Raw genomic sequence first — 17,663 nt, forward strand, 5'->3', positions numbered from 1 at the left:
CTAAAATTAAAGGGGCGTACGTGAATATTTTATCTTGTAGTAAAAATCAAAATTCGAATACTAAATACTTTTCTTCAATTAAAGAAGTACCTAATGAAGTATGGGAAGAATTAGGTTGCACGGATAATATCTATTTTACCCCTAAATACTTAGAGGCATTAGAGCAAAACAATAAAACAATACATTTTGCATACATTATATTGTTTGATACTAATAAAAAAGCAATTGCTTTAGCTAATATTCAAATAGTCGACTTTTATTTAGATAGTGTTCAAAACGATATGCAATCTATTGTAGAATGGGTAAAATGTATGGGGAGAAAGCTCAGAATTATTTCTCCAGAAAAACCATTTAAAGTACTTACTTGCGGTAATACATTTGTAAGTGGAGAGCATGGAGTTTTTATTAAGAACAATCAAAATAAAAAAGAAGTACTTAAAAAAATTGCTAAAGGGGTAGTAAATTATTCCAATATTAGTGCTAAGAATACAGCTGATGCTTTTATGCTAAAAGATTTTGAAAAAGAATCACTTTATATAACACATGAACTACATGAAGAAGGATATAATTCGTTTAAAGTAGATCCTAATATGGTTCTAGAATTAGATGAAGGTTGGAGTTCTATTGAAGATTATTTAGCTGCTTTAAAAACAAAATTTAGAGTAAAAGCAAAAAGAGCATTAAAGTTGAGTAGTCTTTTAAAAATTGAAGATGTAACAGAAGACAGATTAAAAGACTTGAAGCCAGAAATGACTGTGTTGTATAAAACTGTGTCTACAAAGTCAAGTTTCAATTTAGGAGATTTTAATATAGAAACCTATAGAACTTTAAAAGAAAATTTAGGAGACAACTATTTTTTAAAAGCCTATTGGTTAGAAGATAAACTGGTAGGTTTCTTATCAGGGATTTTTAATAAGAAATCATTGGATGCACATTTTGTTGGGATTGATTACGGTTATAATAAAGAATATGCTGTATATCAAAGAATGTTGTATGATTATATAAGTTTAGGAATAGATAAAAAAGTAAAGACAATTAATTTTGGAAGAACAGCTAGTGAGATAAAAAGTTCTGTTGGAGCTAAGCCTCAAGATTTAACAATCTATTTACGACATAAGAATACGATACCAAATCGTATTTTGAGTTTGTTTTTAAAAAGAATTCAACCATCAGAGTTTAAACAAAAGTATCCATTCAAAAAGAAAGAATTAAGAGAGCAAGTTAATTTGTAAAAATGAAAAACACACAAGAGTTATTAGATATACTTACTTTAAAAGATATTGGAGACAATAATTTTAATGGAATAAGCAAAGATATTGGAAGTCCAAATGTATTTGGAGGACAAGTATTGGCACAGTCATTAAACGCTGCTTATAGAACCGTTTCAGAAGAACGTATATTACATTCGTTACATTCATATTTTTTAGAGGCAGGTAATTTAGAAAAACCTATTACCTATAATGTACAAGTAATACGAGATGGAGGTAGTTTTTCAACTCGTAGGGTAACAGCACATCAAGAAGATAAGACGATTTTTATATTGGCTTGTTCCTTCCATAAAAAAGAAAAAGGATATGAACATCAAATGCCAATAAAGAAAGATATAAAACAGCCAGAAGAGTTATATAGCTGGACAGATATGTTAGATCAATTTGGAGATTTTTTACCTAAAAAGCTAAAAGCATTTTTAAGTATAGAAAGACCCATAGATTTTAAACCTGTACAAATTGCTAATCCTCTCGATATGCAAGATTTACCTCCAGTTGTAGATGTTTGGTTTAAGTTGAAAGGAGATCAAGTAGATTTATCTTTGGCTTTAAAACAACAAATTTTAACCTATATATCCGATTATAACATTTTAACAGCTTGTTTAAATCCAAATGCGAGTGTAGCTAATTTTGGAAATACACAAATGGCAAGCTTAGACCATTCCATGTGGTTTTATAGAGATTTTACTTTTGACGATTGGATGCTGTTTTCTATAGAGAGTCCTAATAGCTTTGGAGCTCGTGGTTTTGCTTGTGGTAATATATATACCAGAAAAGGTGAGTTAATCGCTTCAGTGGCTCAAGAAGGCCTAATGAGACCAATGAAGAAGAAGTAAAAAGAAGTATAAAAAAATCCCGAGTAAATTTACTCGGGATTTTTTTGTTTTATAAAATATCAACTAGATGTTTTTAGTGCTTATATGAAATTCTTCATAAGTTTCTAATAAGCTCATTAAACCAGAAACTAAATCTTGTGTTTCTATCAAAATACTAAAGTATAATGTAGTGTTTTTAGGACTTGTTTCATCAGTTCTAATACGTGCAACTTGCTTTTCAATAGAAGCAGAAACATCTACCAATAATTCTTTCTTTTCGTTAATAATTTGTTCTAAATTATCAAAACTTCTTTTTTCGAAAGTAGAGCTAATTTCTTCTAATAATTTAGACAATACATTGTCTATATGTTTAAGGTCTTTTAATTGTCCTTTCTTTAAATTTTTGTGGTTGTTATTAACGTGTTTAAAACTTGCTCTAGAAATATAACTAATAGACTGAGCAACGTCTTGTAAATAGCCTAAAACTAAAATGTAAAATCTACTTGCTTGTACAGAAGAATCATCTAACGACTTAATAAAGTAGAATACTCCATCTTTTAAGCCATCAATTTCATCGTTTAATTTTCCTACGTGCTTATCAGTTTTACGTAGCTTATTTAAATCGTGATTAGCTAAATCGTTAACTACATTTGTATATAATTTATTAACACGTGTTGCAACTTCAGCAATATGATCAGCGCTTTCTTCAATTACCCCATTAATGGTAATTAATTCAGCTCTTTCAATATGCATTTGCTTTTTTTCTTCTTTAGATTTCTTTCTGTGAATTAAAGTATTTCTTCCTATTAATAGTGCAACTACTAATAATAAAACAGGAATCATTACCATATCCCAGCTAATTAAGTAAGCAACTAAAGCTGCGGCAACAAAGGCAGTTAAAGCGGTTAAGAACCAACCTCCAACAACGTTAATTACACCAGCAACTCTATATACAGCACTTTCACGTCCCCAAGCTCTATCAGCTAAAGAAGTACCCATGGCAACCATAAAAGTTACATAAGTAGTAGATAAAGGTAACTTCATAGAAGTAGCTATAGAAATTAAAATACCAGCTACAATTAAGTTTACAGATGCTCTTACTAAATCAAAAGCAGGCATTTCGTATGTTTTATCTTTAGGTAATTCTATAACAGGTTTCTGAAATTTAGAATCAACAAAAGCTAATGTTTTTTTAGGTACAACAGAAGTTATAACTGTATTTAATCCCATTGCTATTCTAACAACTATTCTAGATAAAGGATTTGGTTGGAATTTTTCATGCCCATCTCCTTGACGTGATAAGTTAATACCTGTTTCAATTACTTTTTTCGCTTTACTTGAAGTCCATAAAGTAACTACCATAATAGCTCCTGCAAATAATAATAACCATACATTAGAAGGTACTTTTTTTGCTAAGATTCCCATTTTGAAAGCTTCAGGACCTAAATTAGCAGTATTAATTAATGGGTCATTTAATGCTTGATATGAGTTCCATGCTGCAACTGGTACTCCAACAAAGTTTACCAAGTCGTTTCCAGAAAAAGCCATTGCTAATGAAAACGTTCCAACTCCAATAATAAGTTTTAAAACATTAAGCTTAAATACACTAATTAAAGCTTGAGATATTAAACTCCAAACTACAAAACTTCCAATAATTATTTCTAAAGTATTTCCTTCAATTAAGTGTTTTACATCTTTGTAAAATGGAGTTCCTTTCAATCCTTTTATTATTATAAAATAAGTAATAGCAGTAATAGCAAAACCTCCAAAAATAGCGTTTACATAACTAGGCTTTTTCTCAAAATTGAAAGAATAAATTAAACGAGAAATAAACTGCACAATAGCACCTACAGAAAAGGCTACCACAACGGAGAGTAGTATTCCGTTTATAATTTCTACTGCTTTCTTATGATTAATGTAGTTCCAAATATCAGTAATAGATTGAGCATCGTTTGTAGAAATTTTGATTAAAGAAATACATACTGCAGCTCCTAATAATTCAAATACAATAGATACGGTAGTTGAAGTAGGCATTCCTAGAGAATTAAAGATATCTAGTAATAAAATATCGGTAATCATAACAGCCATAAATATGAACATGATGTCTTGAAACATGAACATATTTGGGTTGAAAATACCTTTACGTGCAACTTCCATCATTCCACTTGAGGTAACAGCTCCCATGAATACACCGATACTAGCTATTATCATTATATTTCTAACCTTAATGGCTTTAGAACCAATAGCAGAATTTAAGAAATTAACAGCATCGTTACTTACTCCAACAACTAAATCGACAATGGCTAAAGCAGCTAAAGCGATAAGCATTAAAATATATGGATCTCCCATTTTTTAGTTTTTAATTAAGATTTGCAAATCTACAAACACTGAGCAGTGTTTGTGTTAGGTTTACGTTATTTTTTTTTAAAAATGAACATCTATTTGTAATCGGTACATTAGCTGATTTGTACTAGTTATTATATCTAAGTAACTTACATCGGTTTGTACCTTTAATTTATGACCTGAAAAATATTTTGAAAGTCCTATAGTGTATTGATTTTGAGTGGTATTGCTCGTTATTTCTTTGCCGAAAGAAACATTGGTATAACGACCAGATAACTCCCAGTTTTTAGGAAATAGATAACCGGTTTGTAAATTTAAGGAGTTTCCAACCTGTACAATATCACCAGTTAAAGAGCCATCTGAGTTTTTTGCAATAGGATCTTTGGCATTTCTATGAGCAAATTCCCCCATAAAAGAGAAGTTTTTATACTTAAATATTGCATCTAAAAAGTAGGTAGTAATATCTGTTTCGTAAAAGCCAGTATCGTTTTTCAAATATGCTCCTAAATTACTTCTATCTTTTACAGCGTTGTCATTAAAATCATAGCTCATACCTATAGCAAGTTTAGGTTTATTTTCTCTAAAAAGACTACCACCTATGAAATGACCATTATTAGTGAATTTTCCAAAAGGAAACAATTCTAAATGAGCTGTATATTGGTAACCACCAATGTTACCGGTTGTAACATTACGTCCTTCTCCTTGTGAAAAAGCAAAGGTTTCTTTAATAATAAATTTTTCAGAAATATGAAATTGATGTCTTAATTGAAACCCTAAATCACGATCAATATTAAATATAGCATTTAACAAAGAACGATCTACAAATTGCATATTCCCAGAAGAAATTATGCGTTCTCTATTTCCTGGTAATTTTGCTTGACCAACCCATAATTCGAAATTTTGATAAAAGTTCCATTTAACAACAGCATCTAAAATATATCTTGGAGCGTTGTTTGTAAACTCTGAGGCTCCACCAATATCTGAATTAGAAAAGCCTAATTCTAATTTATACTTTAACTTTGGAGAAAATGCAAACCCTTTTAAATTTAAACGAGCTCTTCTTATTTGAAATGCAGATGAATTATTAGAAAGACCATCAGAGTTTGAATCCCATTTAGCAGTGGTTAAAAATTGCATTCTGGCTGAAGCATTCATAGACCAAGTACTGTCTTTTCCAATTAGGTTAAATAAACCATTTCCAAATTTTGGTGCGTTTGATTTTTGAGAGTGCATACTTAATGTTATAAGCATACCAATGATGATAAATAGTTTCTCTAATTTCATTAATTTAGTATAATTCGACTCCATTGGTCGTAAAAAGCTGGCAATACTAATATAAATATAGGATATATTAAAATTTTAAATATAATGAGACAAGTTTTCAGGGCCTTCCAAAATTGTTCTTGAAATTTGCATAGTACCATCTTCATTGGTAACTACATGCCATTTAATAAGAGTTATTTGCTGGTTTTCTATTTCAAGTCCAGTAATACATCTTGGGTGCACGCAACTTCCATCATTAAAATGAGGCAATTCATTTGGTGAAGGAAATCTAGGACGATGTGTATGACCAGTTACAATCATTTGATTGTTATTCTTTTGAATCCACTCTTCTAAACGACTTTCAACTTTTATAAGTTCTTTGAAGTTTTTTGCAGGACTTGTCGGATCATCTATTCCTATTAACTGTAATGGACGCCAGAGTATTTTAACTAAGAAACGACTGAGTTTCCAAAAGTTATAATTAAACCAATCCGCTTGATGTCCATGTAATAAGAAAATAGATTTACCATCTTCTTGCTCTAGTCTTATTGCTTCAGAAAAAGAAGCGTTTTTTAGAAGTTCTTTATTTTTTCCATCAACGGTATCGTAGTAATAGTCTAAATTCTTAGCAACTTTTTTTGGATTTCTATAATCCATATCGTGATTTCCCCAAATAAAATGCAAATGATTTTTTTTATGAAACTCTCTTAAAAGTAAGTATACATCTTTATTAGCATTAAAAATGTTAGCAAATTTATTTTCCCAAAGTTCATCTCCATCACCTAACTCAATATACGTAAAGTCTTTTTGTAAATACTGTGACAAAGCATAATGAAATATTTTTCTATTGTGCGAAAAGTCGTCTGCAAAACTATTATCACCTCTATGACAATCTGAAAATAATACATATTTCGATTGCTCAGTTAATTCTAATTTCTTGGCATTTTTAAAAGCTCTTGTTATTCTGCTATTAGAAGACATTACTTACTTATAAATATTATAAAATATGAATATGCTAAAATAAATGTTTTATGGAATATTAATCGATTCGATGTTTTTAAATAATTGAATATTAGTGTTCTGGAATAATATTTTTCATTTTAAAATATTTTTTAATGCTGATTTTAAGTAACTTAGATATTAATGTAAGTATAAACTTATTATTAAGTAGTATTAATTTAATCCCCCGTAAAAATGAAAAAAACGTACTTATTAATTCCGTTATTATTGTTATGTATTCGAGTTTCTAACATTTACAGTCAAGAAAAAATGTTTTATGGAACTATTGAAACCTCCAATGCCTTAGAACTAAAAAAAGTTGCCCCAAAGGATATTAAAATTATTTCTTCTTTAAATGGTTTTAGTGCTGTTAAGTTAGGAAACGATGCCGCAGAAAAATTGCATCATATGATTTTAACTCATGGACCAGGGTTTATTTATGAATCTTCAGAAGCTGATGCAATTAAAACTATTAGAAAATTAGCTCAAAGAAGTAAAACTCTAAAAAAAGCTAGTTATAGTATTTCAGAAAATCAAAAAGTAAACCAAGCAATTGGATTAGTAAATAATACCAATATAGCCAATCAAATTGTTGAGTTAGAAAATTATGGTACCAGATATCATACGACTCAGAAAGCTAATCAATCTGTTTTAGATTTAAAACAAAAATGGGAAACAATGGCAAATGGAAGAGCTGATGTTTCAGTAAAATTAGTGAACCATAACAGTACTACAATGCCTTCCCTTATTATGACAATTGAAGGAAAAGATATTCCTAATGAGTTTGTTATTTTAGGCGGACATATAGATTCTGTAAGCCCTGAGAGAGAAACCAATGCTCCAGGAGCTGATGATAATGCTTCAGGAATAGCAACAATTACAGAAGTGGCAAGAGTACTTTTAGAAATGAATTTTAAACCTCAAAGGACTATTGAGTTTATGGCATATGCTGCAGAAGAAGTTGGTTTGAGAGGTTCTAAAGAAATTGCACAAGATTACAAAAGTAGAAACATCAATGTAATTTCATACGTTCAGTTTGATATGACAAACTATAAAGGGTCACCAAAAGATGTTTACATTTCAGATGATAGTTATAATAGTAGTGCTTTAAATTCTTTTTTAGCTCAATTAATGGATACATATAACTCTTCTGGAAATCATCAATTTACTTATGATTATACACGTTGTAATTATGGGTGCTCAGATCATTACAGTTGGGCACAACAAGGTTATGATGCAGCATTTCCTTTTGAAGCATCTTTTAATGGTTCTAACCCATATATTCATACTGTAAATGATACGTTTAATAGATCTGTTACTCCAAATGCAACACATGCAGCAAAATTTGCTAAGCTGGGATTGGAATATTTAATTGAGGTAGCTAAAAGTGAAGGAAGTGTTGTGGTACCAACTTATTGTAGTTTAAAAGGAGATAATGTAAATGATGAGTATATACAAAATGTTACTCTAGGAGATATTAATAATAATTCTGGCGGAGGAAATGGATATCAGGATTTTACAAGTTTATCTACAGAACTAAATAAGAATAATCAATATACAATTACAATTACGCCTAAATGGACCGGTACAGTTTATAATGAAGGGTATGCAGTTTGGATAGATTACAATCAAGATGCAGATTTTGAAGATCCCGGAGAACAAGTTTGGACTAAAAATGTATCAAAAGATACTCCAGTTACTGGTTCTTTTACAATTCCAGCTAATGCTAAATTAGGGAAAACTCGAATGAGAGTTGCTATGCGTTACAATGCAATTCCTAACCCATGCGGTTCTTTTAATTATGGAGAAGTAGAAGATTATTCAGTAGTAATATCAGAAGCTACAACAGTTAATATTTGTGATGGTATTGCTAATTACGATGCGTCGGTAAATTATCAAACTGGTGACAAGGTTGTTTATTCTAATACATTATATGAAAGAACAGCTACTGGATGGAAAAATATAGGAAATTGTAATAGTAATAAGAGAGAAACAAAAACAGAGAAGAAGTTTTTGGTAAATGATAAAGAAGTTATTTTGCTTTCTCCTAACCCTGTAGAAGGTAACTCTTTTAAAATTAAAGTTTATAATGAACTATGGAAATATAGAAGGGTGAAACTTTATGATTCAAAAGGAAGATTACTAAAAGAAGTTTCAATGAGTTTAGAGGAAGAAATTATTAATATTTCAGATTTATCAACCGGATTTTATTTTATAACGTTAGATAATACAGGGAAAAAGTATGCACAACAGTTTGTAAAAAAATAAAAACAATCTTATTTAAAAATAAAAAACCCAAGTTTAAAACTTGGGTTTTTTAGATTGTATAATAATCAAATATTATCTAACTCCTAATGAAGAAAAGTCATCTTGAGCTTTTACTTCCCATTCTGAGTTAGCAGCATCAGTTCCAGCACTAGCAGACCAGCTAGTGTTACCTTTCATAACTGAAGATTTTCTAACTAATGTGTGGTCTTTAGTAGCGTTTGCAACTCCAGCAACTTCCCATCCAGAACCTGGATCTCCGTTGAAGTCACCTAACCAATCTAAAACAGTATAACTAGATTCCGATCCGTATACTAATGCATAACCATCATCACCATTACTTAAGTATGTGTGAGTTTGATTTGCTTTAGCTAAGATTGCAGCATTAGCAGAAGGGTGAGCTATAATGTATACACCACCTGGAGCAATTGTAGCACCTGGAGAAAACTCATTCCAAAATTCGTGTTGTCCTACAGTTGAAGGAGCGTTAGAAACACTTGGGAATGCATATTTAGTTAAGTCTACAGTTTCAGTAGAAGGATTGTAGATTTCTAAGTATTTGTTGTTACTAGAACCTTCAGCATATTCAGAGAAGAATAAATCAACAGGTCCAGTTCCACCACCAGTACTTCCACAAGCATAAGCTTCAGTAAAGTTAACATCAGAAGCGTCTCTTATATAAATTTGTGGTCCATTAAAATCAGACATGATACCAGTAATAGCACCTTTTTTATCGCTAACATTAGTTGTAGCAAAAGTAGCGTCACTTCTAACATAAGTAGTTAATTCATTAGTACAGTCAGAAGTTAAAAGGTTAGAACCAGAATAAGTTTTAGTAATATCTTTAAATTGAACTCCTTCAATTGTTACTAATTTACTCTCGTAATCTCCAGTTAAAGCCTGAGCAAAAGTAATTACTTCTGGAGTAGGTAAAGTCCCAGCTGTTTTGCTGATAATATCTGAGTTTGATAAGTTTAATTGTAATAAACCATTGTATTCACTTAATTTTAATCCACCAACAGCAATTTCTACTTCATCACCAATATTTAAGTTGTAAGCTTCACTAAAACGTAAAGCAATTGCAGCAGATGCGTCTTGAGCAAAAGCATTTCTGTTAGAAATATTACTCTTAGCAAGATCAGAAGTAATAACTACTTTGATTTTATAGCTTTCAGTAATAGTAGTCTCACTACCTGTAAATAAAGCTTTAACGTCAGCTAAAGTTTTTAAAGTAGGATTATTGAAACAACCGTATTCTTGAGTAAAATCAACATCTTTAGTGTCTCTAATGAATAATTGATAATCACTACTAAATTTATTTAAAACAGCAGTTACACTACCTTTTTTATCTGGAATTGGTAAAGATTTAAAGTCAGAGAAACCACTTGTTCTCATGATGATTGATTCGAAAGTAGCACAACTTTTGAAAGTTCTGTTTACAGAAAAAGTACTGTTTGGATCAGCATATGTTAATCCTTTTTGTTCAGATTGTAAATCATCAATTTTAACTAAAGTGTTGATGTGGTTGTCAGTAATTTCTCCAATTTTTAAATTAGTAGGTATTAATTCAGCAATTTCAGAAGATCTATCTATATGGTTGATATAGTCAGTATCTTTAATTCTATCAGTACCAGTTCCAGCTGCGTTTTTAACACCAATTTGGAAAGTAGTAAAATATTTACTTAAAGATAAACCGTTAAGTTTAATGTAAACTTTTCTACCAACATTATACATAGCGTTTAAGTTTGTAGCATCAATTCTAACTTCTAAACCAACAGTTGGATTTACAATCTCATCTTGAATAATTAATGTCTTGTAAAAGTTACCTGCTCTATCGTTAGAAATAACATATCCGTAAGTATTAATTTCTGTATCTCCAGAAGTTTTGATGTACTCATCAAAATCTAAAACACCTCCAGTATATAAGTCAGTAATTTCTTTTAACGACTTTAAGTTTGTGTATTGTTTATCTTCACCTGCACTAGGGATAACGAAATCACCATCTTTAACACATGATGAAAAAGAAATTGCAACAAATAAAATTGCAAATATTCTATATAAGGTTAAATTTTTCATTTTGTTATGTTGTTTTTATTAAAATCTATAATTTACATTTAAGAAGTAAGTTGTACCTCTACCAAACCAGTATTTGTTTCCAAAAGAAGGAGCACCATTAGCATTATCGTCTCTTAATTCACGATAGTTAGCATTTCTTCCTTGTTCGAAACCACCAGTTTTATATTCTTCACCTAATATATTGCTTATGCTAGCAAAAACACTAATGAATTTATTATTTCCTACTTTCCATGATTTACCTCCAATAGCATTTAAAGTGAAGTAGTCATCGAATTTTTCTTGAGCTAATAATTTTCTAGCTAAAACAGGATCGTAATCAGCAAATACTTGCCCGTCAATATCATTTGAGAAGTTATCAGTTCTTCTAATTGGAGATACATCAACGTATGCATTGTCAAAGTAGTTAGCTGTAACACCTACGAACCAATAATCAGGGTCTCTATAATCGAATCCAAAAGAGTAAGCCGTTTGTGGACCAGCAGCAACTCTATAATCTTTTAATAAGGCTTTTCTTTTATCAAATGAGAAACTTGGATCATCAGATTTAGCTACGATATCTGGGTTGTTATTGTATGTATATTGACCATAGTTAGCAGCACCTCTTAACTTAATAGTTGGAGTTACTTGAGCTTCAATACCGAATTCAACTCCCATATGACGTTTATCAATTCCAGTTAAAATTTCTTGAATGAAAGCAGAAGAGTTACCATTTAAACCATCAGCAAAGAAGAAAGAAATCTCAGTTGCATCTTTAATGTCAGTATAGTAACCAGTTAATTTAGAAGTAATGAATGGAGTTCTTAAAATATAAGAAGCATCGAAAGACATTATTTTTTCACTATCTAAAGAGCTAACATCAGCTACAGTTAAGTTGTTAATTCTTGAATTAGCAAAAGAATTTCTGATTGTTGGAGCCTTTGTAAGGTATCCTCCATTAAAATCTAATAAGTGACGTCCAGAAATCTTATAAGTAGCTCCTGCTTTAGCTCCAAAGTTAAAGAAGTTTAATTTTTCAGATTTACCTAAAGAATTTGTTGGGAAATATCCATTTTGATATAAACCTTCTCTTTGGTGAGATGTGTTATGAGCAGAACCTGCAACATAAAAATCTACTTTGTTATACTTAAATTGTAATTGAGCAAAACCACCATAAACTTGAGACTCTAAGTTATAGTTGTATTTAAAACGATCTCCTTTAGTAACAAATCTTTCTGGAGTTAAAATATTACTTTGTTGTTGGTCAAAGTTAGCTCCAAAGTTATTTACATCTTTATAAAAGTTAGCGCCTAACATATCAATGATAGTTGCAAAGTTTTCAGATTTTAATCTACGGTATTCTAAACTAGCGTTTAAAGTAATGTTATCAGTTAACTCTGAATTAAGAATTGTATTAGCAGTAAATTGCTTATCATCATTTCTATCTTCATATAAAACAAAACGAGCATCATCTTTATCACCTTCATTACCAAAGTATAAATCATCCCAATTGATTTGCCCATCGTTTTGGAAGTTTGTTAAAGCCTTGTAAGCACCTTCGTAGTCTGGTCCATTTGGATTAGATAAATAATAACTTGGTAATTTTCTATAATATGTAGGATCTGGATTGTTTCCTCCATTGAAATCTAAACGACTATTACCTATTTCTCCAAATTGATAAGCAACACCAGTGTTTAATGTAGTAGATTCACCAATGTTCCAATAGTGGTTTAACATAATAATAGGCTCGTTAACTCTTCTAATGCGTGAGTTACGAATTTCACCAGCTTGATATCCCCAATATGAGTTATATTTAATACCTCTTATATCGTATACTTCTTGAGTATGAGGAGCTGCTTTACCTCTTCTATTTTCAGCTTGAATAACAGTTAAGTTTAAACTATGGTCGTTATTGATTTGCTTTTCAAGAGAAACAAAAATAGAATGTGCATTGTATAAACTTCCGTCAACAAAACCTTCTTCAGCATATCTTTTACTACCAGAAGCAGCAATTGCCCATCCGTTTTCTAATAAACCAGATGCATACGTAGCCATTAAACGGTGTGTATAACTTCTGTTTGAAGAAGCATAAGAAACTCTACCTCCTTTTCTGTATTCAGAAGCTCTTGTATTAATGTTAGTAGAACCTAAAACCCCACCAAATGTATAATTAGAAGGCGTTAAACCTGTACTGAATTCTTGATTACGTAAAACGTCGTTTAAACCACCCCAGTTACTCCATTGTGGACGACCGTTATACAATTTGTTCATTTCAATACCATTGATAAGAACTTTACCATTTTCAGAATCTAAACCGCGAATTCTGTAAAAAGAAGAACTCCACTCAAAAGCAGCAGTACGTAAATACACATCTCTAGATGATTGTAATAATCCAGAAATGTTGTCAGCAGCACTAGTGTCATCATTTAATTCATCATCAGTAATAGTGATGGTGCTTAAATCTTGATCTTCTGATATATCTTCATACATCATTATAGTACCTAAATCGATTGTCTTACCAGCTAATTGAACAGGGAAGTTTTGGGTTTCAAACCCGCTAAGGGATACAACTACAATTTGTCTTCCGTCTGGTAAACCATTTAATGTAAAAGAACCATTGGCATCAGTAGTACCACTAATATTGGCTTCTCTTACACTTACAGAAACACCTTGTAGAGGTTTTTCAGAATCGCTGTTAATTACGATTCCTTTTACAACGTTCTGCGCATTCATGGCAAATAGGCCAGAGAATACCAACAACATTGTTAGCGTAAAATTTCTCATAAATGTTTGTTTATAAAATATTTAAATATGTTAATTCCAACTTGCCAAAAATATGACAAAAGGGATGCAAAATTAGTAAAATAATAATTAGGTTAATGTTAAGTTAACATTATGAATAAGTGGTTTTATGTGTTAAAAAATTAATTGGCTTAAAATTTGTTTTATTTTTGCCGCGTAAATTTTATAAAATGAAGAAAATAATATCCCTTTTTATTGTTGCATTAGTAGTTTCAACTTCTTTTGCTCAAAAAGCCCCTAAGAAGTTTAAGATAAGAACAGTAGGTTTTTATAACTTAGAGAATCTTTTTGATACAGTTAATGATCCTGATAAGAATGATGAGGCAAGCCCTATTATGGAAATGGAAGGAGACAGAGATGAAGTATATAAGGATAAGTTAGAGAAACTTTCCGATGTAATTATACAAATAGGTGCTGAAAAGGCAAAAACGAGCCCAACTCTTTTAGGAGTAGTGGAAGTTGAGAATAAAAAAGTGTTAGAAGATTTAGTTAATACTGAAAAACTAAAGAAGAAACGTTATGGTATCATTCATTTTGATTCACCTGATAAGAGAGGAATCGATGTAGCTTTATTATATCAAAAGCGTTATTTTAAACCAATTCATTTTGAAGCTTTCAACCCTAAGATTTATTCAAATAACAGAAAAGTATATACAAGAGATATTCTTTTAGTGTCTGGATATTTAGATGATGAATTAGTGCATGTAATTGTAAATCACTGGCCATCTCGTAGAGGAGGAGAAGCAAGAAGTAGACCTTTACGTGAAAAAGCCGCTTATAAGGTTACTCAAATAATTGAAAACATTAAAAAGACAGATCCAAACCCTAAAGTGATTATTATGGGTGACTTCAATGACGACCCTATTAATTCTAGTTTTAAAACAGTTTTAAAAACGAAAGCGAAAAAGAAGAACGTAAATGAAGGTGATATTTATAATCCTTATGAAAATATGTTCCGTCGTGGATTTAATACATTAGGATATAGAGATAACATCAATCTTTTTGATCAAGTTCTTATTTCCTCTCCATTATTAGATAAAGGAGAAAAAGATTTTTCATCATTTAAAATGTTTAAGTCAGGAATTTTCAATAAAAGATTCTTAACTCAAAAGAAAGGACGTTATAAAGGATACCCATTTAGAAGTTTCTCTTTTGGTAGATATACAGGAGGATATAGTGATCACTACCCAGTATACATGTACTTAATTAAAGAAAAATAAAACTAAAAGAGCTTGCAATTGCAAGCTCTTTTAGTTTTTACATATATCAGCTAAATAACTATTTAAACGAAGTTGAAAAAGTGTTCCTTTTAACAAGTCGTCAATTTGACCAAGTTCAACTTGTGAAACAGCCATACTTACTTTTTCTGAAGGTGTTTGTAATAAAATAGATTTACAATTTTCGCCTTTAATGCAAGTAGAACAATTCCTTTGTAGCTTTGAATCTACTACTTTTTCTAAAAACTCTTCTATTTCATTTTCTGTTAAATGAAAACCAGTATCGTTAAATATTATTTGTGTTAGGTTAGAGTCCATGCCTTTCCAACGAAAAGAGATTCCAATATTATTATCGTATATTTTTATAACATTTTCCATATTCAAAATTATTATGGAAACAAATATACATTTTATTTAGATTTGGTCTAAATAAAATTATCTTAAATCTTTTAAAACTAATTGGAGTGAAGTATAGTTGTTCCAAGTGTTTTGATCTAATGTGTAAACAATATCAAAATCATTTTGGATGAAATTAATTTTTTTACCAAGGTTAAAACCAATAGCATTATAAGTTTTGTTATCTGAACCGTAAATAATATTCAGTTTTAAATGGGTTTTGTCTGCTCCAACTTGTTTTCCGTATCCATTATCTCTAACTGACGATGTAGAAAAAACAGGTTTCATATTTAGAGGCCCAAAAGGAGCCATTTGTTGGATAATTCTATAAAATTTTGGGGTAATTTCAGATAAATCAATTTCAGCATCAATACTAACTTCAGGTGTCAATAAGTCTTTATCTATTGTTTTAGAAACTACCTCTTCAAATTTAGTTTTGAAGTTTTCATATTGTTCAGGAAGAAGTGTTAAACCTGCTGCATATTTATGCCCTCCAAATTGTTCTATAAACTCAGAACATTGTTCTAAAGCATTATATACATCAAAACCTTTGACTGAACGTGCCGAAGCAGCTAGTTTTTCTCCGCTTTTGGTAAATACTAAAGTAGGACGATAGTAAGTTTCAATTAATCGAGAAGCTACAATACCTATTACCCCTTTATGCCAAGATTCATCAAAAACAACAGAAGTGAAATTTTCTTCTTCGTTGTTATTCTCAATTTGTATTAAAGCTTCTTGAGTAATTTTTTTGTCTAAATCTTTTCGGTCTGAATTGAATTTTTCTATTGCGCCAGCAAATTCTATCGCTGCATCAAGATTCATTTCTGTAAGTAATTCAACAGCATAATTACCGTGCTTCATTCTACCAGCAGCATTAATTCTTGGAGCAATAATAAATACAACATCAGTAATGGTAAGTTCTTTTTTTTGCGTCTGCTGTATAATTGCTTTAATACCATTTCTTGGTTGGGAGTTAATAACTTGTAAACCGAAATAAGTTAAAGTTCTGTTTTCTCCAGTCATAGGAACAATATCGGCAGCAATAGCGGTAGCTACTAAATCTAAATAAGGAATTAGATCATTAATTGTTTCTCCTCTTCTAGAAGCCAATGCTTGTATTAGTTTAAAACCAACTCCGCAACCACATAATTCATCATAAGGATAATTGCAATCTATTTGTTTAGGGTTTAAAACAGCAACAGCTTTTGGAACTTCATTTCCAGGCTTGTGATGATCACAAATAATGAAGTCAATATTTTTAGAACTCGCGTATGCTACTTTATCTATTGCCTTGATACCACAGTCTAAAGCTATAATAAGAGAGAAGTCATTGTCGTCAGCAAAATCAATTCCGTCATATGATACACCATATCCTTCTTTATATCTGTCTGGAATATAAGTAGAGATGTTAGGGTGAATAGTTTTTAGATAAGAAGACATTAAGGAAACAGCTGTAGTTCCATCAACATCATAATCGCCGTATACTAAAATGTTTTCACCATTTTTAATCGCTTCTTCTATTCGTTGGACAGCTATATTCATGTCCTTCATTGAAAAAGGATCGTGTAAATCGTTTAAATTAGGACGAAAAAATAATTTAGCTTTATCAAAAGTGTCAATGTTTCTTTGAACCAAAATTTTAGCAAGAACTTTACTTATACCAAGTTCTTTAGCTAATTGATTTACGTTACTAGAGTTTGGCTCTGGTTTTGATTTCCAACGCATAGCAATTTTTTTAATAATTTAATTATTGTGAAAGTGAGTGGTAGTTTTTACTTCAGCAAATTTTCTAAACATTTCCATTACACCACAATACTTATCTATAGATAATTTAACAGCTTTATTTATTTTATCTTCATCTAAATTATCTCCATAAAAATGATAATCGACGGTAACTTTATCGTAATATTTAGGGTGCTCTTCGGTTAATTCTCCAGTAACTTCCATTTTAAAATCGTTTACAGAAGTTCTCATTTTTTTTAATAAAGATACAACATCTAAACCAGAACATCCTGCTAGCGATGATAACATCATAGCTTTTGGACCTAAACCAGAATTGTTTCCTCCATTTTCTTCTGAAGTATCAATTAAAACTTTATGTCCGCTTGGATTGTCGGTTTCAAATTGCATGTTTTCTTTCCAAACTGTTGTGACTGTGTGTGATGCCATAATTTGATTATTTTTTTGTTTCTTGCGTAAGTTGTTTTGTGTGTCTGTCGACTTAGAAAGCCGAATTATTACAC

General features: G+C 30.7%; 12 protein-coding genes. 4 read left to right on the forward strand and 8 right to left on the reverse strand.

The features are described 5' to 3' along the window. The first annotated feature begins 20 nt into the window (after positions 1-20). Both F7018_RS02175 and F7018_RS02180 read left to right on the forward strand, forming a co-directional pair. Positions 21-1,232 carry a GNAT family N-acetyltransferase gene (locus tag F7018_RS02175; protein ID WP_246175025.1) on the forward strand — a complete coding sequence of 404 codons (1,212 nt, stop codon included), beginning with the start codon at positions 21-23 and terminating at the stop codon, positions 1,230-1,232. A gap of 2 nt (positions 1,233-1,234) precedes the next feature. Continuing rightward, positions 1,235-2,104 (forward strand): acyl-CoA thioesterase, encoded by an 870-nt coding sequence (locus F7018_RS02180; RefSeq protein ID WP_150898334.1) that lies wholly within the window; start codon positions 1,235-1,237, stop codon positions 2,102-2,104. A gap of 63 nt (positions 2,105-2,167) precedes the next feature. Here F7018_RS02180 and F7018_RS02185 read toward each other — a convergent pair whose 3' ends face one another. The 3 genes from F7018_RS02185 to F7018_RS02195 all read right to left on the reverse strand — a co-directional run bounded on the left by F7018_RS02185 (position 2,168) and on the right by F7018_RS02195 (position 6,670). Next, the gene (locus F7018_RS02185; protein WP_150898335.1) at positions 2,168-4,432 is read right to left on the reverse strand and encodes an inorganic phosphate transporter; all 2,265 of its coding nucleotides are present in this window, start codon (positions 4,430-4,432) and stop codon (positions 2,168-2,170) included. Between the two features lie 75 nt (positions 4,433-4,507). After that, positions 4,508-5,710, reverse strand: a complete 1,203-nt coding sequence (locus F7018_RS02190) for a porin (protein ID WP_150898336.1) — start codon at positions 5,708-5,710, stop codon at positions 4,508-4,510. A gap of 75 nt (positions 5,711-5,785) precedes the next feature. After that, positions 5,786-6,670 (reverse strand): metallophosphoesterase, encoded by an 885-nt coding sequence (locus F7018_RS02195; RefSeq protein ID WP_150898337.1) that lies wholly within the window; start codon positions 6,668-6,670, stop codon positions 5,786-5,788. Positions 6,671-6,883: 213 nt separating this feature from the next. On the opposite strand from F7018_RS02195, the gene F7018_RS02200 reads away from it, so the two are divergent. Continuing rightward, positions 6,884-8,956 (forward strand): M20/M25/M40 family metallo-hydrolase, encoded by a 2,073-nt coding sequence (locus F7018_RS02200; protein WP_150898338.1) that lies wholly within the window; start codon positions 6,884-6,886, stop codon positions 8,954-8,956. Between the two features lie 72 nt (positions 8,957-9,028). On the opposite strand, the gene F7018_RS02205 is transcribed toward F7018_RS02200, so the two are convergent. Together F7018_RS02205 and F7018_RS02210 are read right to left on the reverse strand one after the other, a co-directional pair. Continuing rightward, positions 9,029-11,029, reverse strand: coding sequence for a DUF5689 domain-containing protein (locus F7018_RS02205; RefSeq protein WP_150898339.1), 2,001 nt, complete (start codon positions 11,027-11,029; stop codon positions 9,029-9,031). An 18-nt stretch (positions 11,030-11,047) separates the two neighbouring features. Next, entirely contained in the window at positions 11,048-13,789 is a 2,742-nt protein-coding gene (locus tag F7018_RS02210) for a TonB-dependent receptor (protein ID WP_150898340.1), read from the reverse strand. A gap of 188 nt (positions 13,790-13,977) precedes the next feature. On the opposite strand from F7018_RS02210, the gene F7018_RS02215 reads away from it, so the two are divergent. After that, positions 13,978-15,027: an endonuclease/exonuclease/phosphatase family protein gene (locus F7018_RS02215; protein WP_150898341.1), complete on the forward strand. Its 1,050-nt coding sequence runs from the start codon at positions 13,978-13,980 to the stop codon at positions 15,025-15,027. Between the two features lie 30 nt (positions 15,028-15,057). Here F7018_RS02215 and F7018_RS02220 read toward each other — a convergent pair whose 3' ends face one another. The 3 genes from F7018_RS02220 to F7018_RS02230 are packed head-to-tail and all read right to left on the reverse strand — an operon-like array spanning position 15,058 to position 17,589. Next, positions 15,058-15,402 (reverse strand): hypothetical protein, encoded by a 345-nt coding sequence (locus F7018_RS02220; RefSeq protein WP_150898342.1) that lies wholly within the window; start codon positions 15,400-15,402, stop codon positions 15,058-15,060. 57 nt (positions 15,403-15,459) lie between these two features. Further along, positions 15,460-17,145: a single-stranded-DNA-specific exonuclease RecJ gene (recJ, locus tag F7018_RS02225; protein ID WP_150898343.1), complete on the reverse strand. Its 1,686-nt coding sequence runs from the start codon at positions 17,143-17,145 to the stop codon at positions 15,460-15,462. A gap of 18 nt (positions 17,146-17,163) precedes the next feature. Then, positions 17,164-17,589: an OsmC family protein gene (locus tag F7018_RS02230; RefSeq protein WP_150898344.1), complete on the reverse strand. Its 426-nt coding sequence runs from the start codon at positions 17,587-17,589 to the stop codon at positions 17,164-17,166. Positions 17,590-17,663 lie beyond the last annotated feature (74 nt).

The sequence above is a fragment of the Tenacibaculum aiptasiae genome (assembly GCF_008806755.1).
Lineage (GTDB): Bacteria > Bacteroidota > Bacteroidia > Flavobacteriales > Flavobacteriaceae > Polaribacter > Polaribacter aiptasiae.

Bases quoted from the DNA above. Each gene is read 5' to 3' on its own strand.
- F7018_RS02180 (WP_150898334.1), top strand. From the start codon at position 1,235: ATGAAAAACACACAAGAGTTATTAGATATACTTACTTTAAAAGATATT.
- F7018_RS02185 (WP_150898335.1), bottom strand. From the start codon at position 4,432: ATGGGAGATCCATATATTTTAATGCTTATCGCTTTAGCTGCTTTAGCC.
- F7018_RS02190 (WP_150898336.1), bottom strand. From the start codon at position 5,710: ATGAAATTAGAGAAACTATTTATCATCATTGGTATGCTTATAACATTA.
- F7018_RS02195 (WP_150898337.1), bottom strand. From the start codon at position 6,670: ATGTCTTCTAATAGCAGAATAACAAGAGCTTTTAAAAATGCCAAGAAA.
- F7018_RS02200 (WP_150898338.1), top strand. From the start codon at position 6,884: ATGAAAAAAACGTACTTATTAATTCCGTTATTATTGTTATGTATTCGA.
- F7018_RS02205 (WP_150898339.1), bottom strand. From the start codon at position 11,029: ATGAAAAATTTAACCTTATATAGAATATTTGCAATTTTATTTGTTGCA.
- F7018_RS02210 (WP_150898340.1), bottom strand. From the start codon at position 13,789: ATGAGAAATTTTACGCTAACAATGTTGTTGGTATTCTCTGGCCTATTT.
- F7018_RS02215 (WP_150898341.1), top strand. From the start codon at position 13,978: ATGAAGAAAATAATATCCCTTTTTATTGTTGCATTAGTAGTTTCAACT.
- F7018_RS02220 (WP_150898342.1), bottom strand. From the start codon at position 15,402: ATGGAAAATGTTATAAAAATATACGATAATAATATTGGAATCTCTTTT.
- recJ (WP_150898343.1), bottom strand. From the start codon at position 17,145: ATGCGTTGGAAATCAAAACCAGAGCCAAACTCTAGTAACGTAAATCAA.
- F7018_RS02230 (WP_150898344.1), bottom strand. From the start codon at position 17,589: ATGGCATCACACACAGTCACAACAGTTTGGAAAGAAAACATGCAATTT.